The organism is Myxococcus sp. AB025B, from assembly GCF_006518215.1.
In the GTDB taxonomy this organism is placed as follows: Bacteria; Myxococcota; Myxococcia; order Myxococcales; family Myxococcaceae; genus Myxococcus; species Myxococcus fulvus.
Map to the genome: position 1 here is coordinate 1 of NZ_SRLW01000146.1, position 24,687 is coordinate 24,687.

Annotated in this window: 24 protein-coding genes; 14 read left to right on the top strand and 10 right to left on the bottom strand. The window is 71.7% G+C overall.

Annotation, left to right across the window (positions count from 1 at the left end; all coding sequences use genetic code 11):
- Both FL311_RS23515 and FL311_RS23520 read left to right on the top strand, forming a co-directional pair.
- Positions 1 to 1,200, top strand: a 1,200-nt coding sequence (locus FL311_RS23515; protein ID WP_141328108.1) for an AgmX/PglI C-terminal domain-containing protein, incomplete at its 5' end; no start/stop codon positions are given.
- Between the two features lie 322 nt (positions 1,201 to 1,522).
- Complete coding sequence (locus FL311_RS23520) at positions 1,523 to 2,263, top strand: transglutaminase-like domain-containing protein (RefSeq protein WP_141328110.1); 741 nt, start codon at positions 1,523 to 1,525, stop codon at positions 2,261 to 2,263.
- Between the two features lie 161 nt (positions 2,264 to 2,424).
- Here FL311_RS23520 and FL311_RS23525 read toward each other — a convergent pair whose 3' ends face one another.
- From FL311_RS23525 to FL311_RS23535, 3 genes are read right to left on the bottom strand one after another with little or no spacing between them, the layout of a single operon-like run.
- Positions 2,425 to 2,682: a DUF3006 domain-containing protein gene (locus FL311_RS23525; RefSeq protein ID WP_141328112.1), complete on the bottom strand. Its 258-nt coding sequence runs from the start codon at positions 2,680 to 2,682 to the stop codon at positions 2,425 to 2,427.
- Positions 2,679 to 3,947, bottom strand: a complete 1,269-nt coding sequence (locus tag FL311_RS23530) for a ComEC/Rec2 family competence protein (protein WP_141328114.1) — start codon at positions 3,945 to 3,947, stop codon at positions 2,679 to 2,681. The genes FL311_RS23525 and FL311_RS23530 overlap by 4 nt, the downstream gene beginning before the upstream one ends.
- A complete protein-coding gene (locus tag FL311_RS23535) occupies positions 3,944 to 5,155 on the bottom strand; it encodes a ComEC/Rec2 family competence protein (RefSeq protein WP_141328151.1) in 1,212 nt (403 codons plus the stop codon). The genes FL311_RS23530 and FL311_RS23535 overlap by 4 nt, the downstream gene beginning before the upstream one ends.
- 114 nt (positions 5,156 to 5,269) lie before the next feature.
- Between FL311_RS23535 and deoC the strand changes: the two genes are divergently transcribed.
- The 4 genes from deoC (at position 5,270) to FL311_RS23555 (ending at position 9,015) form a co-directional block, all read left to right on the top strand.
- Positions 5,270 to 6,100 carry a deoxyribose-phosphate aldolase gene (deoC, locus tag FL311_RS23540; protein ID WP_141328116.1) on the top strand — a complete coding sequence of 277 codons (831 nt, stop codon included), beginning with the start codon at positions 5,270 to 5,272 and terminating at the stop codon, positions 6,098 to 6,100.
- Between the two features lie 15 nt (positions 6,101 to 6,115).
- Complete coding sequence (locus FL311_RS23545; protein WP_046715601.1) at positions 6,116 to 6,508, top strand: TraR/DksA family transcriptional regulator; 393 nt, start codon at positions 6,116 to 6,118, stop codon at positions 6,506 to 6,508.
- Positions 6,509 to 6,575: 67 nt separating this feature from the next.
- Complete coding sequence (locus FL311_RS23550) at positions 6,576 to 8,303, top strand: phospho-sugar mutase (RefSeq protein ID WP_141328118.1); 1,728 nt, start codon at positions 6,576 to 6,578, stop codon at positions 8,301 to 8,303.
- A 73-nt stretch (positions 8,304 to 8,376) separates the two neighbouring features.
- Positions 8,377 to 9,015 (top strand): hypothetical protein, encoded by a 639-nt coding sequence (locus FL311_RS23555; protein WP_194869342.1) that lies wholly within the window; start codon positions 8,377 to 8,379, stop codon positions 9,013 to 9,015.
- Between the two features lie 6 nt (positions 9,016 to 9,021).
- On the opposite strand, the gene FL311_RS23560 is transcribed toward FL311_RS23555, so the two are convergent.
- From FL311_RS23560 to FL311_RS23580, 5 genes are all read right to left on the bottom strand, one after another.
- On the bottom strand, positions 9,022 to 10,176 hold the full coding sequence (locus FL311_RS23560) for a sensor histidine kinase (RefSeq protein WP_141328122.1): 1,155 nt from the start codon (positions 10,174 to 10,176) through the stop codon (positions 9,022 to 9,024).
- 348 nt (positions 10,177 to 10,524) lie between these two features.
- Positions 10,525 to 11,454 (bottom strand): ABC transporter permease, encoded by a 930-nt coding sequence (locus FL311_RS23565; protein ID WP_141328124.1) that lies wholly within the window; start codon positions 11,452 to 11,454, stop codon positions 10,525 to 10,527.
- Complete coding sequence (locus FL311_RS23570; RefSeq protein ID WP_141328126.1) at positions 11,447 to 12,592, bottom strand: ABC transporter permease; 1,146 nt, start codon at positions 12,590 to 12,592, stop codon at positions 11,447 to 11,449. Before FL311_RS23570 ends, FL311_RS23565 begins: the two co-directional genes overlap by 8 nt.
- Positions 12,585 to 14,054: an ABC transporter ATP-binding protein gene (locus tag FL311_RS23575; RefSeq protein WP_141328128.1), complete on the bottom strand. Its 1,470-nt coding sequence runs from the start codon at positions 14,052 to 14,054 to the stop codon at positions 12,585 to 12,587. The genes FL311_RS23570 and FL311_RS23575 overlap by 8 nt, the downstream gene beginning before the upstream one ends.
- Before the next feature lie 53 nt (positions 14,055 to 14,107).
- Positions 14,108 to 15,295, bottom strand: coding sequence for a BMP family protein (locus FL311_RS23580; RefSeq protein WP_141328130.1), 1,188 nt, complete (start codon positions 15,293 to 15,295; stop codon positions 14,108 to 14,110).
- 78 nt (positions 15,296 to 15,373) lie between these two features.
- Here FL311_RS23580 and FL311_RS23585 point away from each other — a divergent pair, with 78 nt between their 5' ends.
- Positions 15,374 to 16,678: a thymidine phosphorylase gene (locus FL311_RS23585; RefSeq protein WP_141328132.1), complete on the top strand. Its 1,305-nt coding sequence runs from the start codon at positions 15,374 to 15,376 to the stop codon at positions 16,676 to 16,678.
- A 66-nt stretch (positions 16,679 to 16,744) separates the two neighbouring features.
- On the opposite strand, the gene FL311_RS23590 is transcribed toward FL311_RS23585, so the two are convergent.
- A complete protein-coding gene (locus FL311_RS23590; RefSeq protein ID WP_141328134.1) occupies positions 16,745 to 17,494 on the bottom strand; it encodes an SDR family NAD(P)-dependent oxidoreductase in 750 nt (249 codons plus the stop codon).
- A gap of 228 nt (positions 17,495 to 17,722) precedes the next feature.
- Here FL311_RS23590 and FL311_RS23595 point away from each other — a divergent pair, with 228 nt between their 5' ends.
- The 5 genes from FL311_RS23595 to FL311_RS23615 all read left to right on the top strand — a co-directional run bounded on the left by FL311_RS23595 (position 17,723) and on the right by FL311_RS23615 (position 21,350).
- A complete protein-coding gene (locus FL311_RS23595; protein ID WP_223781784.1) occupies positions 17,723 to 18,268 on the top strand; it encodes a TetR/AcrR family transcriptional regulator in 546 nt (181 codons plus the stop codon).
- A gap of 67 nt (positions 18,269 to 18,335) precedes the next feature.
- On the top strand, positions 18,336 to 18,746 hold the full coding sequence (locus FL311_RS23600) for an SET domain-containing protein-lysine N-methyltransferase (protein WP_141328138.1): 411 nt from the start codon (positions 18,336 to 18,338) through the stop codon (positions 18,744 to 18,746).
- 438 nt (positions 18,747 to 19,184) lie between these two features.
- Positions 19,185 to 19,550 carry a PilZ domain-containing protein gene (locus FL311_RS23605; protein ID WP_141328140.1) on the top strand — a complete coding sequence of 122 codons (366 nt, stop codon included), beginning with the start codon at positions 19,185 to 19,187 and terminating at the stop codon, positions 19,548 to 19,550.
- A 34-nt stretch (positions 19,551 to 19,584) separates the two neighbouring features.
- A complete protein-coding gene (locus FL311_RS23610) occupies positions 19,585 to 19,989 on the top strand; it encodes a cytidine deaminase (protein ID WP_141328141.1) in 405 nt (134 codons plus the stop codon).
- Between the two features lie 17 nt (positions 19,990 to 20,006).
- Positions 20,007 to 21,350, top strand: a complete 1,344-nt coding sequence (locus FL311_RS23615) for a 5'-deoxyadenosine deaminase (protein ID WP_141328143.1) — start codon at positions 20,007 to 20,009, stop codon at positions 21,348 to 21,350.
- Between the two features lie 9 nt (positions 21,351 to 21,359).
- On the opposite strand, the gene FL311_RS23620 is transcribed toward FL311_RS23615, so the two are convergent.
- Positions 21,360 to 22,727, bottom strand: a complete 1,368-nt coding sequence (locus FL311_RS23620; protein WP_141328145.1) for a sensor histidine kinase KdpD — start codon at positions 22,725 to 22,727, stop codon at positions 21,360 to 21,362.
- 251 nt (positions 22,728 to 22,978) lie between these two features.
- On the opposite strand from FL311_RS23620, the gene FL311_RS23625 reads away from it, so the two are divergent.
- Positions 22,979 to 23,716 (top strand): PspA/IM30 family protein, encoded by a 738-nt coding sequence (locus FL311_RS23625; RefSeq protein WP_141328147.1) that lies wholly within the window; start codon positions 22,979 to 22,981, stop codon positions 23,714 to 23,716.
- 43 nt (positions 23,717 to 23,759) lie between these two features.
- Positions 23,760 to 24,687 (top strand): ABC transporter substrate-binding protein (locus FL311_RS23630; protein ID WP_141328149.1); only part of this gene is annotated, 928 nt, incomplete at its 3' end.

The window sequence follows — 24,687 nt, forward strand, 5'->3', positions numbered from 1 at the left end:
CCGCCGCCCCCCGTGGCGGAGCCGCCCGCGCGCGCCGCCGCGAAGCCCGCGCCCGCTCGCCGCGAGCCGGAGCCGCAGCATCCGGTCTTCTCCGAGCCGGAGCCCCAGTTCCCTCAGGAGCCGGAGCCGCAGGCCTTCCAGCAGCCCGAGCCGGAGGAGCCTCAGTCGGCGCGCCAGTGGGTGCCGGAGGAGGATCCGGACACGACGTACTTCGGCGAGCCGGACCCCCGGAACCAGCCGCAGCCCGCCGGTCGCAAGGGCGCCGCGCCGGCCGCCACCGCCGCGCCGCTCAACGAGCTGTTCTCCGACCTGGACCTCCCCGAGAAGGGTGGGGAGCAGGACGAGGCTCAGGGCGGCAATCCGTACGACGACTCGCAGGGCGAGGAGGGGGGCGAGGAGACCCAGGCGCCCGCGAAGCGTGATCCTCGCGAGAACACGCGCCAGGTGGCCAAGAAGGCGGGCGTGACGCGGCGCAACTCGCCGATGAAGTACGTCGCCGTCGTGCTGCTGGTGCTCCTGCTGCCGCTGGTCGTCGCCTACGTGTTGTCGGAGGCGCTCGGGGTGATGCCGCTGAAGGTCACCACGGTGGATGCGCAGGGGCAGGCGGTGGAGCAGTCCGTCTTCACCGGCGCGGGTGTGGGCGCGCTGCGCGACAAGCTGTTGGGCAACACTCCGCCACCCGTGGCTCCGGTTCCGAAGGCGCCGCCTCAGGGCGCGCCGGTCCCCGCCGAGCCCAAGGCGGCGGAGCCGAAGGCCGCCGAGCTCAAGCCGGGCGCGGAAGGGGCGGCGGCTCCGACGCAGGAGCAGGTGCAGGCTGTCTACAACGACGCGGAGAAGAAGGACGTCGCCCCGGAGGTTCGCGAGGGCGCGGAGGTCGCCGCGGCGGACTCGGAGGACGTCGGCGGGCCGTCGGACGAGGAGGTGGAGCGCGTGGTGGAGCAGGCGCAGACCTCGTTCCGGGACTGCGTGGAGCAGGAGCTCAAGCGCAACCCGTCCTACAAGGGCGGCAAGGCGACGCTCACGGCGACGGTGGGCACGTCCGGCGCGGTGAAGGAGGCGAAGTTCGACCGCAAGGAGCTCAACGGCAACGCGAACGCGGTGGGTTCGTGCATCCGTGAGCGCGCCCGGCGGATGACGTTCTCCAGCTTCTCCGGCGAGGACATCGAGCTGGAGATTCCGCTGGTCCTCTCCGGCCGGTAGCGCGTCGGGCTCGGCCCGGGTGGCCTCCTCGTGTCGGAGGAGGCCACGGGCTTCGAGCCGCGGTCGTCGAACGGGAGCACGGGCGTCCTCACCCCTTGGGTGCGCGTACTCCTGGCCAAGGCCGGTGACGAGCGCGCGGGGTGATGCCTCCGGACATCACTCCGCCAACGGCTGTCACCAGCAACGCGGGCCTCCACGGACGAGGGCCTGTCCATGGGCCCAGGAAGTACGGGAGCTTGGCGCCCATACCAGGTCGCACGGGGACTGGCACACGCGGTGCTTAGGGGACGGGCATCCCCTTGGCTCCGAGAGGCCCTGTCCCATGGCGATCTCCTCCCTGTCGCGTCCGACCTCCCCCTCCTGTGCGAAGCGCCTGCCCGAGGCCGCTCAGGCTCCGCAAAGTGTCGTGGTGAAGGTCGTCAACCCGGATGGCTCGGCGGTGAAGACGGTGGACTCCGCGAAGCAGCCCCAGGAGTTCGCCGCGCTGCTGAAGAAGCTGGGCCTGACGAAGGAGTCCCTGCTGAAGGGCGACGGTGGGAAGGGCCCGTGTCCGAAGCCCACCGAGTCGCGGAGCTTCCAGCAGAACTGGAGCCGCGACAGCTTCGAGCCGTCCAAGGCCCAGTCCACGCGGACCCCGCCGCCTCCCGCGCCGGCGCAGGACGCGAAGCGTCCATCCGCGGGCAAGAGCGCGGACGCGGTGGCCCAGGACATCGCGAAGGAGGCCACGTCCTGGAAGTACGACTACTCGGGCGGCAAGACGTGGGACGCCGCCATGAAGAACGCCAGCAACTTCGATGCGAGCAAGTCCGGGGTCTGCGTGGACATGGCCATCGAGGCCGAGCAGCGCTTCGAGAAGGCCGGCGTGGATGCGCGCGTGGTCTTCGGCAAGACGGCCCAGGGCGACCATGCGTGGGTGGAGTTCAAGGACGACAAGGGGCAGTACCAGGCCTTCGACCCCACCGCCGCGGCTTGCACCAAGAAGGCCGACGACGCCGTCACTCCGTATGACGGCGGCGCCTATCAGTACCAGGGGGTCACCGAGCGGCACGAAGCCGTCACCTGAGGTCTCCGCCGGGCCCGTCGCCCTCCGAAGCGACCCTGGAGAGGGCTGCTCGGCAGCGACGCTGGGGAGGCCACCTGCGAGCGGCGCCTCGCGCGTGAGGCTCCGGCGCTCGCTGGAGGGTGGACCTCGGTGATGCCGAGGCCCAGCGCGCCACGCCCCGCTCAGAGGTCGAAGTCGCCCGGTGGCGGCGTCTTGCCCTTCTTCGCCCGCTCGCGCGCCGCGCGCACCTCCTCGCGCAGCGCCTCGGTGGCCTCCGGGTCCACCGTCATCGTCTCCAGGTGGATGACGTCGCCTTCACGCGCGCCCTCGGGGAGCGAGGCGAGGGGCCTGGTCACCTCGCGCCCGTCCACGACGAGCACGGCGACTTCATCCTCGATGCGGTCCAGCGTGGCCCGCGACTGGGTGGGTTTCTTCTTCACGGGTTGCAGTCCTGCGCGGGCCGCCGCTCACGAATGGCCTCCTCGCGCGTCTTGTAGATGATGAGGTTCTCGGCGTGGATCTTCCGCGCGCCGTCGCAGTCGGGGATGTGGAATTTGTCGCGCTTGCGGCTCGCGTGGTACGGCCCCTTGTACTTCTTGTTGTTGCGCTCCTCCTTGGGCGGAGCCGCTGGAGCCTCGGTCGTCTTCACCGGCTCGACGGGCACCTCCTCGACGACGGGCTTCTTCTCGACCAGGGGCTTGCCGGCCCAGAAGTCCGGGAGCGGCGTGGGGCCCTGGCCCACCAGCGTGTAGCGCATGTCGCTGGGCGTGCCCTGCTTGAGCCGCTGCGGAGAGATGACCAACGACTTGCCGTCGCTGACCACCTGCACCTCGCCGTGCTCGTCGGTGCGGAACACCTCCAGGTGCGCGGCCTTGAGGCGCTCCAGCGTGGCGGGCGCCGGCGCCTTGAACGCATTGCCCGCGCCCACGGAGATGACGGCGGCGCGAGCCCCCACGCGCGTGAGGAACGCCGCCGTGGTGGCGGTGTCGAGCCCGTGCGCCCCCACCTTGAGCAGGGTGGACTGCACTGGCACTTCGCGCGCGAGCAGGTACTCCTCCGTCTGCGCCAGCGCATCACCGGTGAACAGCACCGACGTCTCGCCGTACGACAGGCGCATGACGATGGAGTTGACCTCCAGCGCGGCCGAGGGCGCGTCCAGCAGCGGCTCGCTGGGCGCGCGCGGCCACAGGATGGTCAGCGACACGCCGTCCCCCAGGTTGAGGCGCTGGGGCGCGTTGGGCGTGGACGTGGGCGGCGCGGGGGAGACGACCTGGACCCGGCGCTCGCCGAGCTTCGTGAGCAGCGCGTCGTAGTCCGGCGGCGCGGTGGGCAGCTGCGGCTCCATCAGCTGGCGAGCCCCCACCCGGCGCAGCACCGCGTCCAGCGCGCCGTGGTGGTCCACGTGGGGATGCGTGAGGACCACCAGGTCCAGGGGCTTGGTGAGCAGCTCCGGCAGGCGGTTCACCAGGTGCCGGGAGGCGCTCTCAGGCCCCGAGTCCACCAGCACCGTGGTGCCGTTGGGCGCCACGATGAGCGCCGCGTCCCCCTGGCCCACGTCGAAGAAGTAGACGCGCAGCTTCCCGTCCGGGGCCGCGCCGAAGTAGCGCCGGGCCTCCGGGGCTCGGGCGGCGGGGTCCGGCGCGGGCTCCTTGCAGGCCCCCAGGACGAGCAGGGTGCCCAGCAGGGCGAGTAGGCGCGAACTCATGGATGGCAATCCTCGGAGGGGCGACGCTCGCGCAGGGCGGCTTCGCGGTTCGGGTACACGGTGCGCTCCGACTTGGAACGCTTCAGGGTGGAGCACGTCTCGCGGTGGAATACCTTGCTGCCCTTGAGGCCGATGTAGCGCTCCTGGCCCTCGGAGCCGCCTCGGGACGAGGCCCCACCCGTGTCGTCGCGGGATTGTCGCGCACCGGCCCCCGGACGTTTCGTCTCGGGCGCCGGGGGCGGCACCTGGACGGGGACGGAGGGAGCGAGCCCCTGGCCGCCCGACACCACCACCATGGCGCCGTCGCCTCCGTGCGTGCGCAGCGTGACGGTGTGGCCGTCGCTGGCGGCCACCACCTCGCCGTCCCGGTCCGTGCGCAGCACGTGCGCGCCCACCGCGCCCAGGCGCTCCAGCGTCTCCGGTGCGGGGTGGCCGTAGTCGTTCTTCGCCCCGCAGGAGATGACGGCGGCCTGGGGCTTCGCGGCGGCGAGGAACGCGGCCGTGGAGGAGTGACGGCCTCCGTGGTGCGCCACCTTCAGCACGGTGGTGCTCAGGTCCAGCCCCTTCTTGAGCAGCAGGCCCTCCGTGTCCGGCTCCGCGTCGCCGACGAGCAGGAACGCCGTCCGCCCATACGTCAGCTTCGCGACGATGGAGTTGGAGTTCGCGTCCGAGCGCGTCCCGACGAGGAAGGGCTCCTTGGGCGCGCGCGGCCAGAGCACGGTGAGCGAGACGCCCTCGCCCAGGCCGATGGTGAGCAGCCCGTTGGGGGACGAGGGGCTCGGCTCGGGGTTCATCACCTGGCCCACCGTGTCCCCGACGACCTCCAGCAGGTCGCGGTATGCCTCGCTGGGGTGGTCGAAGCCGGGGTCCATGAACCGCCGGGCCCCCATCGTGCGCAAGGTCTGCGCGAGCCCACCCAGGTGGTCCAGGTGTGGGTGCGTGAGGATGACCAGGTCCAGCGGGCCGTTCACCAGCTCACGCAGCCGCTTGTTGAGCCGCTCGCGCGCCTCGGGCGGGCCGCCGTCGATGAGCACCGTCTTGCCCGTGGGCGAGATGACGAGGGCCGCGTCGCCCTGGCCCACGTCGAGGAAGTGGACCGTCAGCGGCCTGTCGGACGTCGCGGTGAAGGGAGAGGGCAGGCCCGCGGCGAGACCCGGCAGCGCGGCGAGCAGGAGGGCGAGGAGACGGAACCAGCGGAGACGGGACATCACGAGCGGGACTCTACCGCCACGTTCCCACCCTCGGCACGTCAGGTGTGAGCGGGAAACGAACGACTCTCCCGAGCGCTTCCCGAGGACCTCGAAGTGGGCTAAGGGGCCGCCATGTCCGACTCCAAGGACCTCTCCAAGTTCGTCGAGGAACTCGCCGACCAGGTCCGCCGCCACGTGTCCTCGTGGACGGCCACCCGGGAGGACTCGCCCGGCGAGTTCCCTGTCGACCTCGCTCCGCCCGCCACGGCCCGCGTGGACCCGGCCTCCATCCGCTCGGCCGCGGACCTGGCGCCGTACATCGACCACACGCTGCTCAAGCCCGAGGCCCGCGCCGAGGACGTGGCGAAGGTGGCCCGCGAGGCGCGTGAGCACGGCTTCGCCACCGTGTGCGTGAACAGCGCGCAGGTGGCCACCGCGGCGAAGGTGCTCGCCGGTTCGAAGACGGTGCCCATCGCCGTGGTGGGCTTCCCCCTGGGCGCCAGCCTCTCCTCGGCCAAGGCCTTCGAGGCGCGCGAGGCCATCCGCGCCGGCGCGCGCGAAATCGACATGGTGCTCAACGTCGGCGCGCTCAAGGCGCGCGACCATGCGCTCGTGTTCCAGGACATCCGCGCGGTGGTGGACGCGTGCCGTCCGGTGCCGGTGAAGGTCATCCTCGAGACGTCGCTACTCACGGACGAGGAGAAGGTCTTCGGCTGCCTGCTGTCGAAGTCCGCGGGCGCCGCCTTCGTGAAGACCTCCACGGGCTTCGGCTCGGGCGGGGCGACGGTGGAGGACGTGGCGCTGATGCGGCTGACGGTGGGCGACGACGTGGGCGTGAAGGCCTCCGGCGGCATCCGCTCCTCCGAGGACGCGCTGAAGATGCTGCGCGCGGGCGCCAACCGACTGGGTGCATCCGCGTCGGTGGCCATCGTCAACGGGCAGGTCTCCACCGCGAAGTACTGAACCGGCGGGTCCTCGATGAACGCGAAACAGCGAGACGAGCTCAAGGCCCTGCTGCTGGCGCTGCACTCCGAGCTGACGGAGAAGGTGCCGGCGAAGATAGAGCCCAACCGCACCGACGATGCGCGCATCGGCGGCGACGAGGACGAGCAGCCCCTCAACGAGATGATGCAGGCCATCGCCTCCAACCGGAACCGGAACATGGACGGCGTGCTGGCCCGCGTGCTCAAGGCGCTGGGCAAGCTGCGCGACGAGCCGGACTCCTTCGGGGACTGCGAGGAGTGCGGTGACGAGATTCCGCTCGGCCGTCTCAGGGCCATGCCCTACGCCGAGCTGTGCGTCACGTGCCAGGGCGGCAAGGACGGCCCCAAGGGCCGCGCCACCCGCCGCAAGCTCACCGACTACTCCTGAAACCCCACAGGCGCCCGGGCACGACGTCGCGTGCGCCCTCTTTCGAGACACGAGGCAACGAGGCTCCATGAGCGACAGCGGATTGAGAGAGCGGGCGGAGGCGTGGCGCCTGGCGGACCCGGACCCCACCACCGCCGAGGAGCTGGCGCGGCTGCTCGCCGCGAATGACGAGGCGGAGCTGGCGGACCGCTTCGTGGGGGACCTGGAGTTCGGCACCGCGGGCCTGCGCGGCGTGCTGGGCGCCGGTCCCAACCGGATGAACCGCGCCGTGGTGCGCCGCACCACCGCGGGCCTGGCGCGCTACCTCAAGGCGCAGGTGCCGGACGTCGCCACCCGGGGCGTGGTGGTGGGGCGGGACGCGCGCCGCTTGAGCGCGGAGCTGGCCGAGGACACCGCCGCGGTGCTCGCCGCCGAGGGCATCCCCGCGCACGTCTTCCCCGAGCCCGTGCCCACGCCGCTCACCGCGTACGCGTGCCTGAACCTCAACGCCGCGGCCGCCATCATGGTGACGGCCAGCCACAATCCACCCGAGTACAACGGTTACAAGGTGTACTGGGGCAACGGCGCTCAAATCATCCCCCCGCACGACACGGGCATCGCCGCGGCCATCGCGAAGGTGGAGCCCGCCAACCGGGTGCCGCTGCTCACGCCGGACGCCGCGCGCAAGCAGGGCCTGTGGCGCGACCTGCCGGACTCGCTGGGGGATGAGTACCTGCGCGCCATCCTGGGCCTGCGCGTGCACAAGAAGGGCTCGTCGACGCTGTCCATCGTCTACACGGCGATGCACGGCGTGGGCGGCGTCTGGGCGGAGCGGGCCCTGCGCGACGCGGGCTTCCCGCGCTTCACCCCGGTGGCCGAGCAGCAGCAGCCGGACGGGCGCTTCCCCACGGTGCGCTTCCCCAACCCGGAGGAGCCCGGCGCCATGGACCTGTCGCGCGCCACCGCCGAGCGCGTGAAGGCGGACCTGGTGCTCGCCAATGACCCGGACGCGGACCGGCTGGCCGTCATGGCGCGCGAGCCCACGGGCGGCCTGCGCATGCTCACCGGCAACGAGGTGGGCGTGCTGCTGGGGCATTACCTCCTGACGCAGGGAACCAAGCGCGCGCGCGCGCATGTCGTCACCACCATCGTCTCCTCCACGCAGCTGGGCGACATCGCCCGCTCGCTGGACGCGGCCTATGACGAGGTGCTCACGGGCTTCAAGTGGATCGCCAACCGCGCGCTGGAGCGCGAGCAGGCCGAGGGCACGCAGTTCGTCTTCGGCTACGAGGAGGCGCTCGGCTACACCGCCGGCACCGTGACGCGCGACAAGGACGGCGTCGGCGCGGCGCTTGTCATGGCGGACCTGGCCGCGTGGTGCGAGGCCCGGGGCACCACGGTGCTCGGGTACCTGGAGGAGATTCAGCGCAAGCACGGCCTCTACGTCGGCGCCCAGCGCAACGTCACGCTGCCGGGCGCGGCCGGCGCGCAGGCCATCCGCGGCATCATGGACGCGTTCCGCGCCCGGCCTCCCTCGCACATCGGTGGCGAGGCGGTGCGCGCGGTGCTCGACTACCAGCGCGGCGTCAACGGCCTGCCTCCGTCCAATGTGCTCGCGCTGGAGCTGGAGGGCGGCGGCCGCGTCACCCTGCGTCCGTCCGGCACCGAGCCCAAAATCAAATACTACTTCGAGCGCAAGGAGACGCCCGCCGCGGGCGAGCCCCTGGCCCAGGCCCGCGCGCGCGCCGAGTCCCGGCTGACCGCCTTCATCGACGCCTTCGTGGCCCTGGCCCGTGAGCGGGGCCAACCCACCTGAGTCCTGAATCACTCCTCAACTCCACACCCCTGGCCGCGCGCGGTCGCCGTGGCCCCTCACCGAAAGGCATCGTGTGAAGCGCCTCGTCCCTGGACTCCTCCTTGCTTGTCTCCTGGCCCTTCCTGGCACCGCGCTGGCGCGTGGGCAGGGCTGGTCCATCCTCGCCGCCGACACGCTGGGGCGGGGCAACACGGCCTTCTCGGGGCAGATTGGCTGGCCGGGCCTCACCCTGGGCGTGCTCCACGGCACGTCGGAGAAGGTCGATATCGGCGGCAAGTTCAGCTTCAACTGGGGCCGTGAGGGCTGGGTGCGCCACACCTCTCCCGGCATCAAGCTGCAGGGCTGGCTGCGCGTGGAGCTGGCGAAGGCGAACAGCGTGTCCTTCGCGCTCACCTTCCAGCCCGGGCCGCTCTTCTACTTCGATGACGGCGACACGGACGTGGGCCTGGCGCTGCCGGTGGCCTTCGTGGTGGGCATCCCCGTCAGCAGCGCGCTGATGGTGAACGTGGGCCTGGACATGCCCTTCCACGTGTACTTCGGCCGGAGCATCGGCCCCGTCATCCCCATCCTGGTGGGCGGCGGCCTGGAGTACTTCATCGACAGCAAGCTGGCCGCCTCCTTCAACCTGCGCATGGGGCCCGCCCTCATCCCCGACTGGGACGAGAGCGAGTTCGCCATGGAGGCCCTCTTCGGCATCGCCTACCGCTTCTAGGCGCGGCTACCAGGAGGACGTCTGCTCGGGCAGCTCCACCGTGAAGGTGCTGCCCAGGTTGACCCGGCTCTGCACCGTGAGCTTGCCGCCCATGGACTCCACCAGGGCGCGCGCCACGGTGAGGCCCAGGCCGGCGCCCTTCTCCGGCGGCTTCGTCGTGTAGTAGGGCTCGAAGACGGCCTGCAGCTCGTCCTCGAAGATGCCGATGCCCGTGTCCTTCACGAAGAGGCGCGGGCCGAAGTCGCCGAACATGTCTGGCATCTCCACGCCCACGTGGATGCGGCGCGGGCGGTCCATCACGCACTCCACCGCCTCGGCCGCGTTGGCGAGCAGCTCCACCAGCACCTGCTCCAGCTGACGGCGGTTGAACACCACCGCGATGGGGTCCTCCGGCAGCACCACCGTCACCTCGGCGGTGAGCAGCCGGCCGTTGTCCCGCAGGCGCTCCACCACCGCGGGGACCAGCTCCCGCAGGTCGAAGCGCTGGATGTCCTTGGGGTTGGTGGGGCCCAGCGACAGCAGGTGCTGGCCGTACAGCCGCATCTGCTCGCCCGCCACGCCCAGCTTCTTGAGCTCCTCGGCGTCCGGCGGCAGGCCCTGCACCGCGCGCTCTCGCACGTGCCCCAGCGCCCGCTGGAGGCCCTCGCCGATGTGGCCCAGGTTCTGCGCCACGTCCGCCGCCAGCGTGCCCACGCGCGCCAGCCGCTCCATCTCCACCCAGCGGGTGCGCGGGTCCAGCAGCTCCTCGGCCCGCTGGCCACCGCGCTCGCGGTGCGCCTTGAGCTCCAGGAGCGTGTGCACGCGGACCTTCAGCTCCAGCGGATCCAACGGCTCGGTGGTGAGCAGATCATCCACCCCGGCCTCCAGCACCTGACGCCGCGTCTGGCGGTCCGCCCGCCGCGTCAGCATCAGCACCGGCACCGGAGGCCCGCCCAGCTCCGCCTGGAGCCGGCGATAGGCCGCGAGCCCGTCCGTCCCCGGCCGCTCCACGTCCAGGAGCACCAGGTCCGCGGGCTGATGGGCTTGTGCCCCGCCCGCCGGCAGCACGTCATAGCCCGCCGGGGCCAGGATGGAGCACAGCCGCTCCATGCCCTCTGACTCCACGTCCACCGCCAATACGCGGGGGCGATACGTCTCGGTCGTTCCCGTCGTCTCCAGCATCACCCACCCCCGCCGTGTTGACCGGGCCGACCGGGCCCGGGGTTCACAAGGAGTCCCTACGAACCTTGCGTCTGAATGGATGAAACCTCCCCCCGGTGGCCTCCTCCATCCCGGCGCGGCCCGACACCTGGGCTACATGCCAGTCGCGTGCCGGACCGTGCGTCGACGCTCTGTGTCTCAATCCCGGAGAAACCCGGAGGTCACCCCAGTAACAGCAGGGGGTTGGAGTGTCGGCTTCCTCCATTGCCCGAAGGAGCCGACGTTGGCCACCCGACACCCGGGTGTCACCTATGACCAAGAATCATTTCATACCCGGGTGTGGAAAGACACCGACTGGGTATTCGAGGCTCAGCGGGACTCCTGCTCGTATGGGACGCCGAGTGCGGCGGGGGTGCTGTTTCGCTGTCCCTGGAGCGTGAGGACCACGAGGGTGAGGACGTAGGGGAGGGCGAGCAGGACGCCCTGGGGCACGACATCCAGGAGGCCCGGGGCGCTGGAAGCGAGGCCGATCCGGAGCGCGTTGCCGAAGGCGAAGAAGGCGGCGGCGAGGAAGGCGCCCAGTGGCGTCCAGCGTCCGAAGACCATGGCGGCCAGGGCCATGAAGCCCAGGCCCGCGGGGGTGTGCTGCTCGAAGCGGTCCAGCACCGTGGTGGAGAGCACCGCGCCGCCCAGGCCCGCGAACAGTCCGCCGCCCAGCACCGCGCCCCACCTGAGCGCGGGGACGGACAGGCCCAGTGTCGCGACCGCGTGGGGTTTGTCGCCCACGGCGCGCAGGCGCAGGCCCAGCGGCGTGCGCGTCAGGACGAGCTGCAGGAGCACGGGCAAGAGCAGCGCCAGGTACGTGGGCGCGGCGTGACCGGAGAGCGCGCCCAGCACGGGCACCGAGGACAGCCCCGGCAGCTCCCACGTGGAGAGCTGTTGGATGGAGGGCGTGCCGTTGGGGCCGAAGTGCGTCTCCAGGAGGAAGGTGCCGCCGGCCAGGGCCACCAGGTTGAGGGCGATGCCGGACACCACCTGGTCCGAGCGCCAGCGGATGCACAGGAAGCCATGCACCGCCGCGAGCCCCGCGCCCGCGAGCATGCCCATGACGACGGCCAGGGGCGTGGGCATGACGAGCGCGGCCACGGCGGCGCAGAAGGCGCCCACGCGCATCATGCCCTCGACGCCGACGGCCACCACGCCCGCGCGCTCGGAGAGCACCGCGCCCAGCGCGGCGAAGACGAGCGCCGGGGCGGCGTCCAGCGTGGCGAACAGCAGCCGATGGAGGACCTCAAGCATGGGGCACCTGCGCGGTGGGCGCGGCGGGCGAGGCGACGGGGGCGGGCGCGGCGCGCCGGCGCAGCACGGCCAGCCAGATGAGGCGGCCCGCGACGAAGAGCAGCGCGAGGCCCTGGATGAGCTCGGGGAAGCTCTTGTGCACATCGAGCAGCTGCATGCGCGTGCCGCCCGCGCGCAACACGCCGAAGAACAGCGCCGCGGCGCCCACGCCCAGCGGATGGTTGTTGCCGATGAGCGCGATGGCGATGCCGTCGAAGCCGTAGGGCGCGCCGAGCGTGCCCGGGTAGCGGCCCTCGGTGCCCAGCACCAGCACCGCGCCGGCCAGGCCCGACAGCGCGCCGGCCAGCGCCATGGCGAGCCCCGCCCGTCGCGCCACGGGGATGCCGGCGGCGCGCGCGGCCTCGTCGCCCAGTCCCACCGCGCGCGTCTCGAAGCCCGAGCGCGTGCGCGTCAGCCACGCCCACACCGCCACCGCGGCGAGGGTGGCCAGCACGAAGCCCAGGTTCAGTCGCGAGGCGTCACCCAGCAGGCGCGGCAGCGCCGCGGTGGGGTGGATTTCGGCGGTGCCGGTGATGGAGGCGCCGGCCTCCGCGGTGCCGCGCAGTGGGCCCACGACGAGCCAGTTGTCGACCAGCCGCAGCGCCACCCAGTTGAGCATGATGGTGGAGATGACCTCGTGCACGCCCCGGTAGAGCCGCAGCAGGGCGGCGATGCCCGCCCACGCGGCTCCGGCCAGCGCCGCGCCCACGAGCGCCGCGGGGATGTGCAGCACGCTGGGCAGCGCCACGTGCGCGCCCACCACCGCGGCCGCGAGCGCGCCCAGCAGCATCTGCCCCTGTGCGCCGATGTTGAACAGGCCCACCTTGAAGGCCACCGCCACCGACAGCCCGGTGAAGGTGAGCAGCGCGGCCTTCATGGCCGCCTCGCCCAGCGGACGCGTGAGCACGGTGGCCGGCGCGTCCTCGAAGAGGAACCGGGGCCAGTCGCCCACGCCGCCCCAGAGCATCTGGAGGTACGCCGCGGTGGCCGTGGCGAGGCCGCCCTCGTCACGCGTGAAGGCGATGAGCAGCCAGCACACCCCCAGCGACAACAACACCGACAGCACTGACGGCAGGGCCTGCCGCGTGCGCTCACCCATGGCCCGGCTCCGCTCCCAGCATGCGACGTCCCAGCTCCTGCTCGTCGTACTCGGGCCGGGTGAACTGGCCCGTCACGCGCCCCTCGAAGAGCACGTAGACGCGGTCCGCCAGCGCCAGCACCTCTTCCAAATCCAGCGACACCAGCACCACGCCGGTGCCCTGGGCCCGGGCCTCGCGAAGCCTCGCGTGCACCTGGGCCACCGCGCCGATGTCCAGGCCGCGCGTGGGCTGCACCACCACCAGCAAGCGGGGCCGCGCATCCAGCTCGCGCGCCACCACCACCTTCTGCTGGTTGCCTCCGGACAGGGCCTGCAGCGGCAGCGTCGGCTCGGGCGGGCGCACGTCGTAGGCGGCGAGCAGCTCCGTGGACCGCGCGCGGCGTCCGTCGAAGTCGATCCACGGCCCCTTGGCGAAGGGCGGCCGGTTGTGCCGGCCCAGCGCGATGTTCTCTTCCACGCTGAGCGCCTTCACCACCGCGCGGCGCAGCCGGTCCTCGGGCACGTGGCCCACGCCGCGCTCGCGCGCCTGGGCGGGCGTCAGGTGCGCCAGCGTCCCTCCGAGCAGCGTCCCGGTGCCCGACGTCAAGGGACGCAGGCCCGTGAGCACCTCCGCCAGCTCGCGCTGTCCGTTGCCGTCCACGCCCGCGATGCCGACGATTTCACCCGCGCGCACCGTGAGGTCCACGCCCCGGAGCGCGGGCCGGCCGTTGTCGCCCTGGGCCTGCAGCCCCGACACCTCGAGCAGCACCTCGCCCGCGGAGGGCGTCTGGGGGGCCTGGGTGCTCGCCTCTGTCGGCGCGGCGCGCGCGGCGTCACCCACCATGAGGGCGGCGAGCGCGCTCGCGGAGGTGTCCGCCGGGCGCACCTCGGAGACCAGCCGGCCCCGGCGCATCACGGCGATGCGGTCCGCCACGCCGAGCACTTCCTTCAGCTTGTGGCTGATGAGCACCACGGAGTGCCCCTGCTCGACGAGGCCGCGCATCACGCGCGCCAGCTCCTCGGACTCCTGGGGCGTGAGCACGGCGGTGGGCTCGTCGAGGATGAGCACGCGCGCGCCCCGGTGCAGCGCCTTGACGATCTCCACCTTCTGCTGCGAGCCGACGGTGAGCGTGTCCACCCGGGCCCGCGCGTCCAGCGCGAAGCCGAAGCGCGCGCACGTCTCGGACACCTCCGCCACGGCGCGCTCGTAATCGAACAGGCCCCGGCGCGTGGGCTCGCGGCCCAGCACCACGTTCTCCGCCACCGTCAGCGTGGGCACGAGCATGAAGTGCTGGTGCACCATGCCGATGCCCCGGTCGATGGCGTCGCGCGGGCTCTTGAGGCGCACGGGCGCGCCCTCCACGGACACCTCACCCGAGTCCGGGTGATAGAGCCCGTAGAGGACGTTCATCAGGCTGGACTTGCCCGCGCCGTTCTCGCCCACGACGGCGAGCAGCTCCTTCTCGCGGATGTCGAGCGACACGTCGTCCAGCGCCGTGACGGCGCCGAACCGCTTCTGGATGTGCCGGAGGGAGATCAGGGCGCGGCGGCCTGGAAGGAGGCGAGGTCCGCCGGGACGGAAGGCACCTGGATGTCGCCGGAGATGATGCGCTGGCGCAAGGCCTCCACCTTCTGGAGCGCCTCCGCCTTGCCCGGGAAGTCCACCCGCACCTCGGCCATGGCCACGCCGTTCTCCTTGATGCCCAGCACCTGCTCGCTGGCGGTGAACTTGTCGTCCACCAGGTCCTTGGCCGTCTGGTACACGACCAGGTCCGTGTGCTTCAGCATGGAGGTGAGGATGGCCTCCGGCGCCACGTGCGACTGGTCCGAGTCCACGCCGATGGCATAGACGTTCTTGCCCGCCGCCCGCGCCTCCTTCACCGCCTGGATGACGCCGATGCCGTCCGAGCCGGCCGCGTGGAAGATGACGTCCGCGCCCTTGGCGATGAGGTCCTGGGCCACCTGCTTGCCGGCGGCCATGTCGTTGAAGCTGCCGGTGTAGACGGACATCAGGGCCTGGGCGGCCTCGGGCTTCGTCGTCTTCACGCCCGCGCGGTAGCCCACCTCGAAGCGCTGGATGAGGGGCACCTCGATGCCGCCCACGAAGCCCACCTTGTTCGTCTTCGTCACCAGCCCCGCCAGCGCGCCCACGAGGAAGCTGCCCTCGTGCTCCTTGAAGAGGACGGTGCGCACGTTGGGCAGCTTCAGCGCCTTGCCCTGCGAGTCGAGCACCTGGCTGTCGATGAGCAGGAAGCGCGCCTTCGGGTTCTCCTGGGCGGAGGTGCGCACGGCGTTGGCCAGCAGGTAGCCGTTGCCGATGGTCAGCTGCGAGCCCCGGTCCACGAGCAGCTGGAGGTTGGGGATGTAGTCCTCCTGGGCCTTGCTCTGGAGGACCACGGGCTGGATGGGCAGCGGCTTCAGGGTGGCGGCGATGGAGGACAGGTGAGCGGGCAGCGACTTGCTCACCTCGTCCGGGGCCGCGTCCACGTACTTGCCGCCCTCGTAGCGCTTGCCGGCGGCCCATAGCTCCAGGCCGCGCAGGGCGGCGTCGTTGAAGGAATGGTCACCCCGGCCGCCCACGTCGATGACGAGGCCGACGGGGAGGGGCTTCTTCGCCGCCTGCTGGGAGGTGGCGGGAGCGCCCGCGGGGGGCGACTCCTCCTTGGACTTGGTACAGGCGCACAGGAGGGCCGTGAGGGCGAGGACCTGGAGGCGAAGCATCATGGCTGGCTATCTACCAGATGCGGCGGCGCCTTTCGCGGAAGTGCATGGGGGGCCTCGTTCCTGGTATGGGCAGTCCCCGTGCAACCCTACGAGCTCATCAAGGCGAAGCGGGATGGAGGCCGGCTGGAGCCGGCGGACATCGCCGCGTTCATCCAGGCGTATACGGCGGGAACGGTGGCGGACTACCAGATGGCGGCCATGTGCATGGCCGTCTTCTTCCGGGGGCTGGACTCCCGGGAGCTGGGGGCCTGGGCTCGGGCCATGCTGAATTCGGGCGAGGTGCTGGACCTGTCCGACACCCCGGCTGTGAAGGTGGACAAGCACTCGACGGGCGGCGTGGGGGACAAGGTGTCGCTCAGCCTGGCGCCCCTGGCGGCCGCGTGCGGGGTGCCGGTGCCGATGATTTCGGGCCGGGGCCTGGGCCACACGGGCGGGACGCTGGACAAGCTGGAGTCCATCCCGGGCTTCAATGTGAACCTGTCCACGGCCGAGTACCGCCGGCTGGTGCGCGAGGTGGGCTGCTGCCTGATTGGCCAGACGGCGCAGGTGGCGCCCGCGGACAAGAAGCTCTACGCGCTGCGTGATGTGACGGCGACGGTGGACTGCATCCCGCTGATTGCCTCGTCCATCATGAGCAAGAAGCTGGCGGAGGGCATCGACGCGCTGGTGCTGGACGTGAAGGTGGGCAGCGGCGCGTTCATGAAGCGCGACGAGGATGCCCGCACGCTGGCGAAGACGATGATTGGCCTGGGCGCGGAGATGGGGCGCAAGGTGGTGGCGCTCCTGACGGACATGGACCAGCCCCTGGGCCGCAAGGTGGGCAACGCGCTGGAGGTGATGGAGGCGGTGGACATGCTCCGCGGCGAGGCGCCGGAGGACTACACCGAGATCACCTACGCGCTGACGGCGGAGATGCTGGTGTTGGGCAAGAAGGCCGCCACCGTGGACGAGGCGCGCGAGAAGCTGCGCAAGTCGGTGGAGGATGGCAGCGCCATCCGGAAGTTGAAGGAGATCGTCCAGTCGCAGGGCGGAGACCCGCGCTCCATCGACGACTACTCGCTCTTGCCGCAGGCGCGCGCCACGGTGGACGTGGTGGCGCCGCGGGATGGCTTCGTGACGGGCATCGACACGGAGGGCGTGGGCCTGGCGGGCGTGGCGCTCGGCGCGGGCCGGCAGCGGGTGGACAGCAAGATCGACCCGGCCGTGGGCTTCACGCTGCTGAAGAAGACGGGCGAGGCGGTGAAGAAGGGCGAGCCCGTGGTGCGCGTGCACTTCAACGACGAGGCGCCCGTCGAGGGCGTCAAGGCGCGGCTGCTCGCGGCCTATCGCTTCGGCGATGCCGCTCCCGCGCCGCGCCCGCTGGTTCGCGAGCGCGTGGAGTAGGTCGCCCGGGCCGAGCGGTCCATCTTCGGACCGCTCGCGCCACGGAGGCTCGTCACTCCGCCGTGCCTACGCGCCCTGGCCGCCGTCGACGTCGAGCACGGCGCCGGTGATGTAGGAAGCGCCCGGTCCGGCGAGGAACACGATGCTCTCGGCGACCTCCTCGGGACGGCCGAAGCGCCCCAGGGGGATGGTCGCGTTGATGGCGGGCTTGTGCGGCTCCAGCCCCGCGGACATGTCCGTGTCCGTGAAGCCCGGCTGCACCACGTTGACGGTGATACCGCGCGCGCCCAGGTCCCGCGCCACGCCCTTGGTGTAGCCCACCACCGCCGCCTTCGTCGCCGTGTAGTCCGCCATGCCCGGCATGCCGACGCGGCCCGTGATGCTCGAGCCCACGGTGATGATGCGCCCTCCCTCGCCCATCACCTTCGCCGCCTCGCGGATGGCCGCGATGACGCCGGTGACGTTGACCCGGTGCTGCCGGTCCAGCACCGCCACGTCCTGCTGAGCGTTGTCGATGGGACTCTGAGTCGCCACGCCCGCGTTGTTCACCAGGATGTCCAGCCGCCCGAAGCGCTCGGCGACGGCCGGGATGAGCTTCGCAGCCTCCTCCGCCACCGCCTGGTCCGCCTGGAAGGCCGCCGCCCGCACCCCCTCGGACTCCAGCTCCCGCACCAGCGCCCGCGCCTTCTCCGCCGACGCCACGTAGCTGATGGCCACGTCCGCTCCCTCCCGCGCGAGCGCCCGAGCCGCCGCCGCGCCGATGCCCCGCGAACCCCCCGTCACCAGCGCCACCTTGCCTGCGAGCTTCTTCGACATGTTCGTCATCCCTTCAATGGGGTTGTGTACCAATCGGTACTGAATTGGACGCACGCCGGGCGCGCTACGCGCGGGACACGCGAGCCGCACGCGTTGGATTCGTACCGGCCGGTACAGATATGCGGCGCTGGCCGGTCCGGGTCAAGGGGATTAGTATCGAACGGTATGAAACCAAGGACGGCAGCCGCCCCGGTGGGGCGTCCCCGGGGTTTCGACGTGGATGAGGCGTTGGACCGTGCGCTGCGGCTGTTCTGGCGGCAGGGCTACGAGGGCACCTCGCTGTCGGACCTGACGGAGGCGCTCGGCATCAACCGGCCCAGTCTCTATGCGGCGTTCGGCAACAAGGAGTCCCTGTTCCGCAAGGCGCTGGACCGCTACGTCGAGCGCCACCTGTGCCTCTACCGCGACGCCTTCGCGAAGCCCACGGCCAGGGAGGCCGTGGAGCACCTGCTCCTGGGGCTGGCGGACGCGCAGACGCTGCCCCGCGAGCCCAAGGGCTGCATCACGGTGCAGGGCGCGCTGGTGAGCGGGGCGGACGCGGCGCCCATCCAGGGGGAGCTGGCGGCCCGGCGCGCGGCGGGGGAGCAGGCCCTGCGCGAGCGGCTGGAGCAGGGCCAACGCGAGGGTGACGTCCCCGCGCACGTCGACTGCGCGGACCTGGCGCGCTACTTCACCACCGTCACGCAGGGGATGGCCGTGCAGGCCGCCACCGGGGCCAGCCGCGAGTCGCTGCGGCGCGTGGCCCGGACGTCGCTGTTGGCGTGGCCGACCTGAGCCTCGCTCCGGTCTTCACCTCGGCCTCGGAAAGAGGCATCTTCGCGCGCGCCAACGGCAGGGGCGCATGAACACGGGCGAAGCGCTGTATCTGCATCCGGGTGTGAAGGTCCGGCCCTGCGAGTGGGGCTACGGCGTCTTCACCGACGACTTCATCAAGGCCGGCGAGCTCATCGAGGAGTGCCGCTACCTCAAGGTGCTGCAGAAGCACACCCGGCACCCGCCGCTCGACGACTACGTCTTCCAGATTCGCTGGGGCGAGCGCGAGCAGCAGCCCGCGGGGGACTGGGTCGCGCTCGTGCTGGGCTACGGCATGCTCTACAACCACGCCAAGGAGCCCAGCGCCGCCTACTACCGCGCGGTGGACCGGGACCTCTTCACCTTCTACGCCCTCCGGGACATCCACCCCGGAGAGCAGATCTGCATCAGCTACGGCGAGGAGTGGTGGGACTCCCGGGGCCAGGGTGTCCCTCCCTGAGTGGGCCCGGGCTTCGACGCGGGGCGCAAGGCGCCTCACTCCCGGTACAAGACATTCTTGGGGCAAACCCGCGTCACCCATGAAAATCGGCGCCTCCCCGGCGGGTGGGCAAGCGTATGATGGGCGGCAGATGGTGCATCAGGAACACGTGACGGACGCGCTGAGGGCCGTTCGCCGGGGGGCCTGGGAGAAGAAGCCACACCCGGGCTTCGACCTCCCCACGGGGCTTTCCCTGGCGCGGCCGGGCGGGCCCGTGACGTGTCCTCGAGCGCGCCGCGTGCCGGGGGCTGCCCCGGCGGGACTTCAACGGATGCCAGCTGTCATGCGAGCGGAGCGGGTGTGGATGCGCACCTTCCGGAGAGGGTGTCTCCGGAGGCGGGCCGTCCCGCGGGCGCTCCCGACGGTGACGCGGGCATGAGTGGCAGGACTGGAACGGCGATGGCCGAGAGGAACGACTCGATGAGCGACAAGGCCGAGGACCGGCGCGACTCCCCCCGGATTCCCATGCGCCTGAAGGTGCGCCGGGCGGGAAGCTCGGCGGAGTTCGAGACACGTGAGGGCGACCTGTCCATTGGCGGCTGCGCCTGGAACGGGCCGGGGCTGGAGGCGGGGGCCCAGGTGGAGGTGCGCTTCCAGCTCCCCATCCTCCCCGACGAGGTCGAGGCCCGAGGCGAGGTGCTCCACGTGACGAACGGCCCGCAGGGGCCCGCCGCGCACGTGCGCTTCGTGGACCTGCCGGTGGAGGCGGAGCTGGCCATCGCCCGCCACCTGGATGACCGGCGGCTGGCCGGCGAGCCAGGCTGAGTCCACCCGCGGCACCTTGTTGGAGGAGGGCGACATGGCGGACGAGATTGCCTGGGAGCGGCTGTACGAGGAGGCCACCCGGGTGCGCGAGCGGGCGCACGTGCCGTACTCCCGCTTCCCCGTGGGGGCGGCGGTGCTCTACGCGGACGGCTCCGTGGTGGCCGGCTGCAACGTGGAGAACGCGACCTACGGCCTCACGGTGTGCGCCGAGCGCAACGCCCTGGCCGCGGGCGTGGCCCAGGGGCGCAAGCAGCCGGTGGCGGTGGCCGTGGTGGCCAACCCCGCGGCGCCGGTGCCCCCGTGCGGCATGTGCCGACAGGTGATGGCGGAGTTCGCGGGGCCGAACCTGCCCGTGCGCAGCCGCTCCCCGAACGGGGACGAGGCGCGCTACACCCTGGGCGAGCTGCTGCCGCACGCCTTCACCAAGGACTTCCTCTAGAAAGAGCGCGAGTACCCGTGGATTTGCTTCTGACCGGCGGTACCGTGGTGACGATGAACCGCGAGCGCGAGGTGCTCGTGGGCGCGGACGTGCTCGTGCAGGACGGGCGCGTCGCGAAGGTGGGCAGGGGCCTGAAGGCCCGGGGCACGCGGCGCGTGGTGGACGTGACGGGCAAGGTGGTGCTGCCCGGCCTCATCCATGGCCACCTGCACGCCTGCCAGACGCTGTTCCGCGGCCGCGCGGACGGGCTGGAGCTGCTCGACTGGCTTCGCGAGCGCATCTGGCCGTACGAGGCGTCGCATGACGCGGCCTCCATGCGCGCGTCGGCGGACCTGACGTTCGCGGAGCTCATCCGCTCGGGCTCCACGGCGGCGCTCGACATGGGCAGCGTGCACCACTACGACTCGGTCTTCGAGTCCGCGCGGGACTCGGGGTTCCGGCTGGTGGGCGGCAAGGCGATGATGGACGCGGGCGCCAGCGTGCCCGCGGGCCTGCGCGAGTCCACCGCCGACTCGCTCTCCGAGAGCCTGGCGCTCTTGGAGAAGTGGCACGGCACGCATGAGGGACGCCTGCGCTACGCCTTCGCGCCGCGCTTCGTGTTGTCGTGCACGCCGGAGCTGCTGCGCGAGGTGGCCCGGCTGTCGCGCGAGAAGGGCGTGCGCATCCACACGCACGCGAGCGAGAACGCCAAGGAGACGGAGGCGGTGCGCCAGTACACGGGCGGCCGCGACAACGTCGACTTCTTCCACACGGTGGGGCTCACGGGCCGGCACGTGACGCTGGCCCACTGCGTGTGGCTGTCCGCCGAGGAGCAGGAGCTCCTCCGCGAGACGCAGACGGTGGTGTGCCACTGCCCCGGCTCCAACCTGAAGCTGGCGTCGGGCATCGCCAAGGTGCCGGAGCTGCTCGAGGCCGGGGTGTCGGTGGCGCTGGGCGCGGACGGCGCTCCCTGCAACAACACGCTCGACCTGTTCCACGAGATGCGGCTCGCGGCGGTGATGCACAACCCGCGCGTGGGCCCGCTGGCGATGACGCCCATGCGCGTGCTGGAGATGGCCACGCTGCACGGCGCGCGGGCGCTGGGGCTGGAGGACGAGGTGGGCTCGCTCGAGTCCGGCAAGCGCGCGGACATCACCGTCGTGGACCTGAGCGGCCTGCATGCGGGGCCCACGCCGGAGGACGTGCTGGTGCCGCTGGTGCACTCGGCGCGCTCCAGCGACGTCACGCACGTGTTCATCGACGGGCGGCCGGTGCTCAAGGACGGCGTGCTGACCACGCTGGACGCGGCGTCGGTGCTCTCCAGCGCGAAGTCCAACGTGGAGCGCATCCTCAAGCGCAAGAAGCAGCGCGCCCGGGGCTGACGGGCGACGTCAGGCGGGCAGGCGCACCACGAAGGAGGTGGGCCAGCCCGGCGTGTCCTCCACGGCCAGCCTGCCGCCGTGGGCCTCGGTGGCCAGCCGCGCGAAGTACAGACCCAGGCCGTAGCCCCGGCGGCTGTCGCGCTCCGGGGCGCCCTGCACGTACTTGTCGAACAGCTTGTCGCGCAGGTCCGAGGGGATGGGCGGGCCGTCGTTGCGCACCGCCAGCCAGGGGCCTCTCGCGTCCGCTCCCCCCTCCAGGCGCACCTTGCCGCCGGTGGGCGCGTAGCGCAGGGCATTGCTGGCCAGGTTCTCCACCACGCGCGTGAGCAGGTCCGCGTCGCCCTGGAGGGCCAGCCCCTCGGGGAGGGTGATGTCCAGGGTGAGCCGGCGCGCGCGGGCCACGCTCTCCAGCGAGCGCCGCACGTCCTCCAGGAGCCGGAGCGCGTCGAGCGGCACCTTGCGCGGCGCCAGCCGCCCCTGCTCCAGCCGGGACACGTCCATCAAGTCGGTGATCATGCGGTCCAGGCGCGCGGTGACGGCCAGTCCCGTGTTCGCGGACTCGTTGAGGGGCCCCTGGGGCAGCTCCTGCTGCATCCACGACAACGTCATCGTCAGGGCCGACAGCGGCGAGCGCAGGTCATGGACAAGGAACTGGGTGAGCAGCTCCTTGTCACGCTGGAGCGCGCGCAGCTCGTCGTTCTTCTCGTGCTCCTCGTCGAGCATCCGGGCGATGAGGGTCCGCGCCTCCTCCACCTCCTGGAAGCGTCGGGCCTCCAGGGCCCGGTCCACCTCCACGCGGGTGAGGGCGCCGGCGAGCACGCGCAGCCGCCCGGTGCCGTAGTGCTTCACCGCCGCCACCATCATCAGCGTGACGACGGCGATGAGCACCGCGCCCCAGCCCACGCCCGCCTCGCGCATCAGCGCGGCCTGGGCCACGGACGACAGCGCGGCGGTGCCGTAGACGACGGTGGGGCGCAGGGTGAGGCCGCTGAGCGTCACCACCAGCGCGAAGAGGCCCAGGCTGAAGCCCGCCACGCCCGCGGGGAACGGGGAGATGGGCAGCGCCAGGTGTTGGAGGCCGTACACCAGCGCGACGTCCACCGGGGCCTGCAGTACCCCCAGCCAGCTCGCCTCCGGGCGGTGCCTCACGACGAAGAGCACGGCGGCCACGCCCACGTAGGGCGCGAGCAGCAGCGGGTAGGGCGTCCAGTCCTCTGCGCCCGTCAGCCAGAGCGTCGTGGTGACGAGCAGGAAGAGCGACGCGCCCACCAGCCGCACTGCCGCTCCCGTGCCCAGGACGCTCCGGCGCTGGGCATCCACCGCCCTCGCCAGCGATTCGTCATAGGAGGAATGGGTCCAACCCGGGGCGAGGTCCACGCGGGGGGAGGTTTTCCCCGCTTCGCGTCCGTGGAGCAAGTCCCCCCACCGGGGGAGCCCACCGGATGGCGGCTCGAGGGGCCTCACGCGGGGCTTGCGAGCGGGAAAGCGCGGGTGGACTTGTGGGTGGTCGGCAATCGCCTTAGGTGAGTCCGCGTAGCACTGATCAGAGGGGTGATGTGGCTGCTTGCTCGCCCCGGAGTTCGTGTAAGGTGGCTGCAAGTAGGTCTGGACGGAGGTAGACCAGCGATATGTGGGACAGACTCAAGAGGGCGTTGCGCAGCTTCGCGGGCTTCTTCGTCTCCTCCATCGAGGATCCGGAGCTCATCCTGGAGCAGAACATCCGTGACCTGAACGACCAGGTCCCGAAGATGAACGAGTCCATCGCCATGGTTCGGGCGAACGTGACGCTGCTCGAGAAGGAGAACGCCAAGTACAAGGACGACGTGCGCGGGCTGACGGCCAAGGTGAAGGCCGCCATCCAGGCCGGTCGCGACGACCTGGCGGCGCAGTACGCGACGAAGCTGCAGGTGGAGAAGGAAGCGCTGGAGCGCAACGAGGCTCAGCTGAACACGGCGCGCCTGGCGTACGAGAAGGCGCTGAACGTCAAGAAGGCGTTCATGCGGGAGAAGGACCGCAAGACGGCGGAGGCCATGACGGCCATCCGTGACGCGCGGCGCGCCAAGTGGCAGGCCAAGGTGGCCGACACGATGGAGTCCTTCACCGTCGCCGGCATCGACTCGACGCACGACGAGATGCTGCGCAAGGTGGAGGAGCGCACCGCCGTGAACGAGGCGCGCATGCAGATGGCGCTCGAGTCGGTGGACCACCAGTCCGCGCAGATTGAGGAAGAGGCCGAGAAGATCCAGGCCAACGAGCTGGTGAAGCAGTTCAAGATGGAGATGGGGTTGATGGACAGCCCCGCCCCGGTGTCCGACGTGAGCGGGCAGACGGGGAAGACCATCGGCAAGAAGGTCGGCGTCGAGTAGCGTGTCGGCGCATGGAGAAGGGAAGAGCCCCGGACACTGACGGATGAAGCTCCACCGCGGACCAGGTCTCTTCCTCTTCTTGTTCCTGTGTGTGCTGGGCGCGGCCTGGGTGGTCGCGTCCCGCATGGGATATCTGGACACCCTCCAGGCCCGCTTCTTCCCCTCGGTGCGCGAGGCGGTGCGGCTGTCGCCCGGTGACTTCCCCGCGGGCGTGTCCGCGCCGGTGGCGGACGTGGCCTCGGTGCCGCTTCGGCCCGTGCTCATCGGCTTCACGGCGCGCGGCTCGGCGGCGAGCCTGCTGGTGGCGGCCGGTGGGGCGACGACGCTGGACAACCCGGCGGCGCCTCCGGGCGCGGCGCAGGGCGTGCTGAAGACGGCCTATGCGCTGGATGCGCGCGCGGTGCTCTTCGCCCGGGAGGAGGAGCTGCGGCAGGCCCTGGCCATCGGCGCGGAGAACGGCGGCGTGGACATGGGCTTCCTGTCGGTGGACCGGCTGGCGTCCTGGGCGCCGGGCCTGCGGGACGCCGCGCCCCGCACGTTGCTGCTGGTGGGGCGAAGCCGGGGGCAGGAGGCGCTCGCGGCGGTGGGCGTCACGGACCTGGCGAGCCTGCGGGGCAAGCGCGTGGGCGTCTACCCGTTCAGCTCCACGCACTACTTCGCGCTGTGGGTGCTGGCTCGGGCGGGGCTGAGGACGACGGACGTGAAGTGGGTGGACCTGCCGTCCACGCTGGACGCGGGGCGGGCGCTACGCGAGGGCCGCGCGGACGCGGTGGTGGGGCTGTGGGGCGACGTGGAGCTGGCGGCGCGCGACAGGGGTGGGGCGGTGCTGGCGACGACGGCGGACGCGCCGCACCTGGTGGCCACGGTGCTGGTGGCGCGGGGGGACTTCGCGGCGCGCTACCCGGACGCCGTGCGGCGGGTGCTCAGAGGGATGCTGGACGCGGGACAGGCGGTGCTGAAGCTGTCTCTTA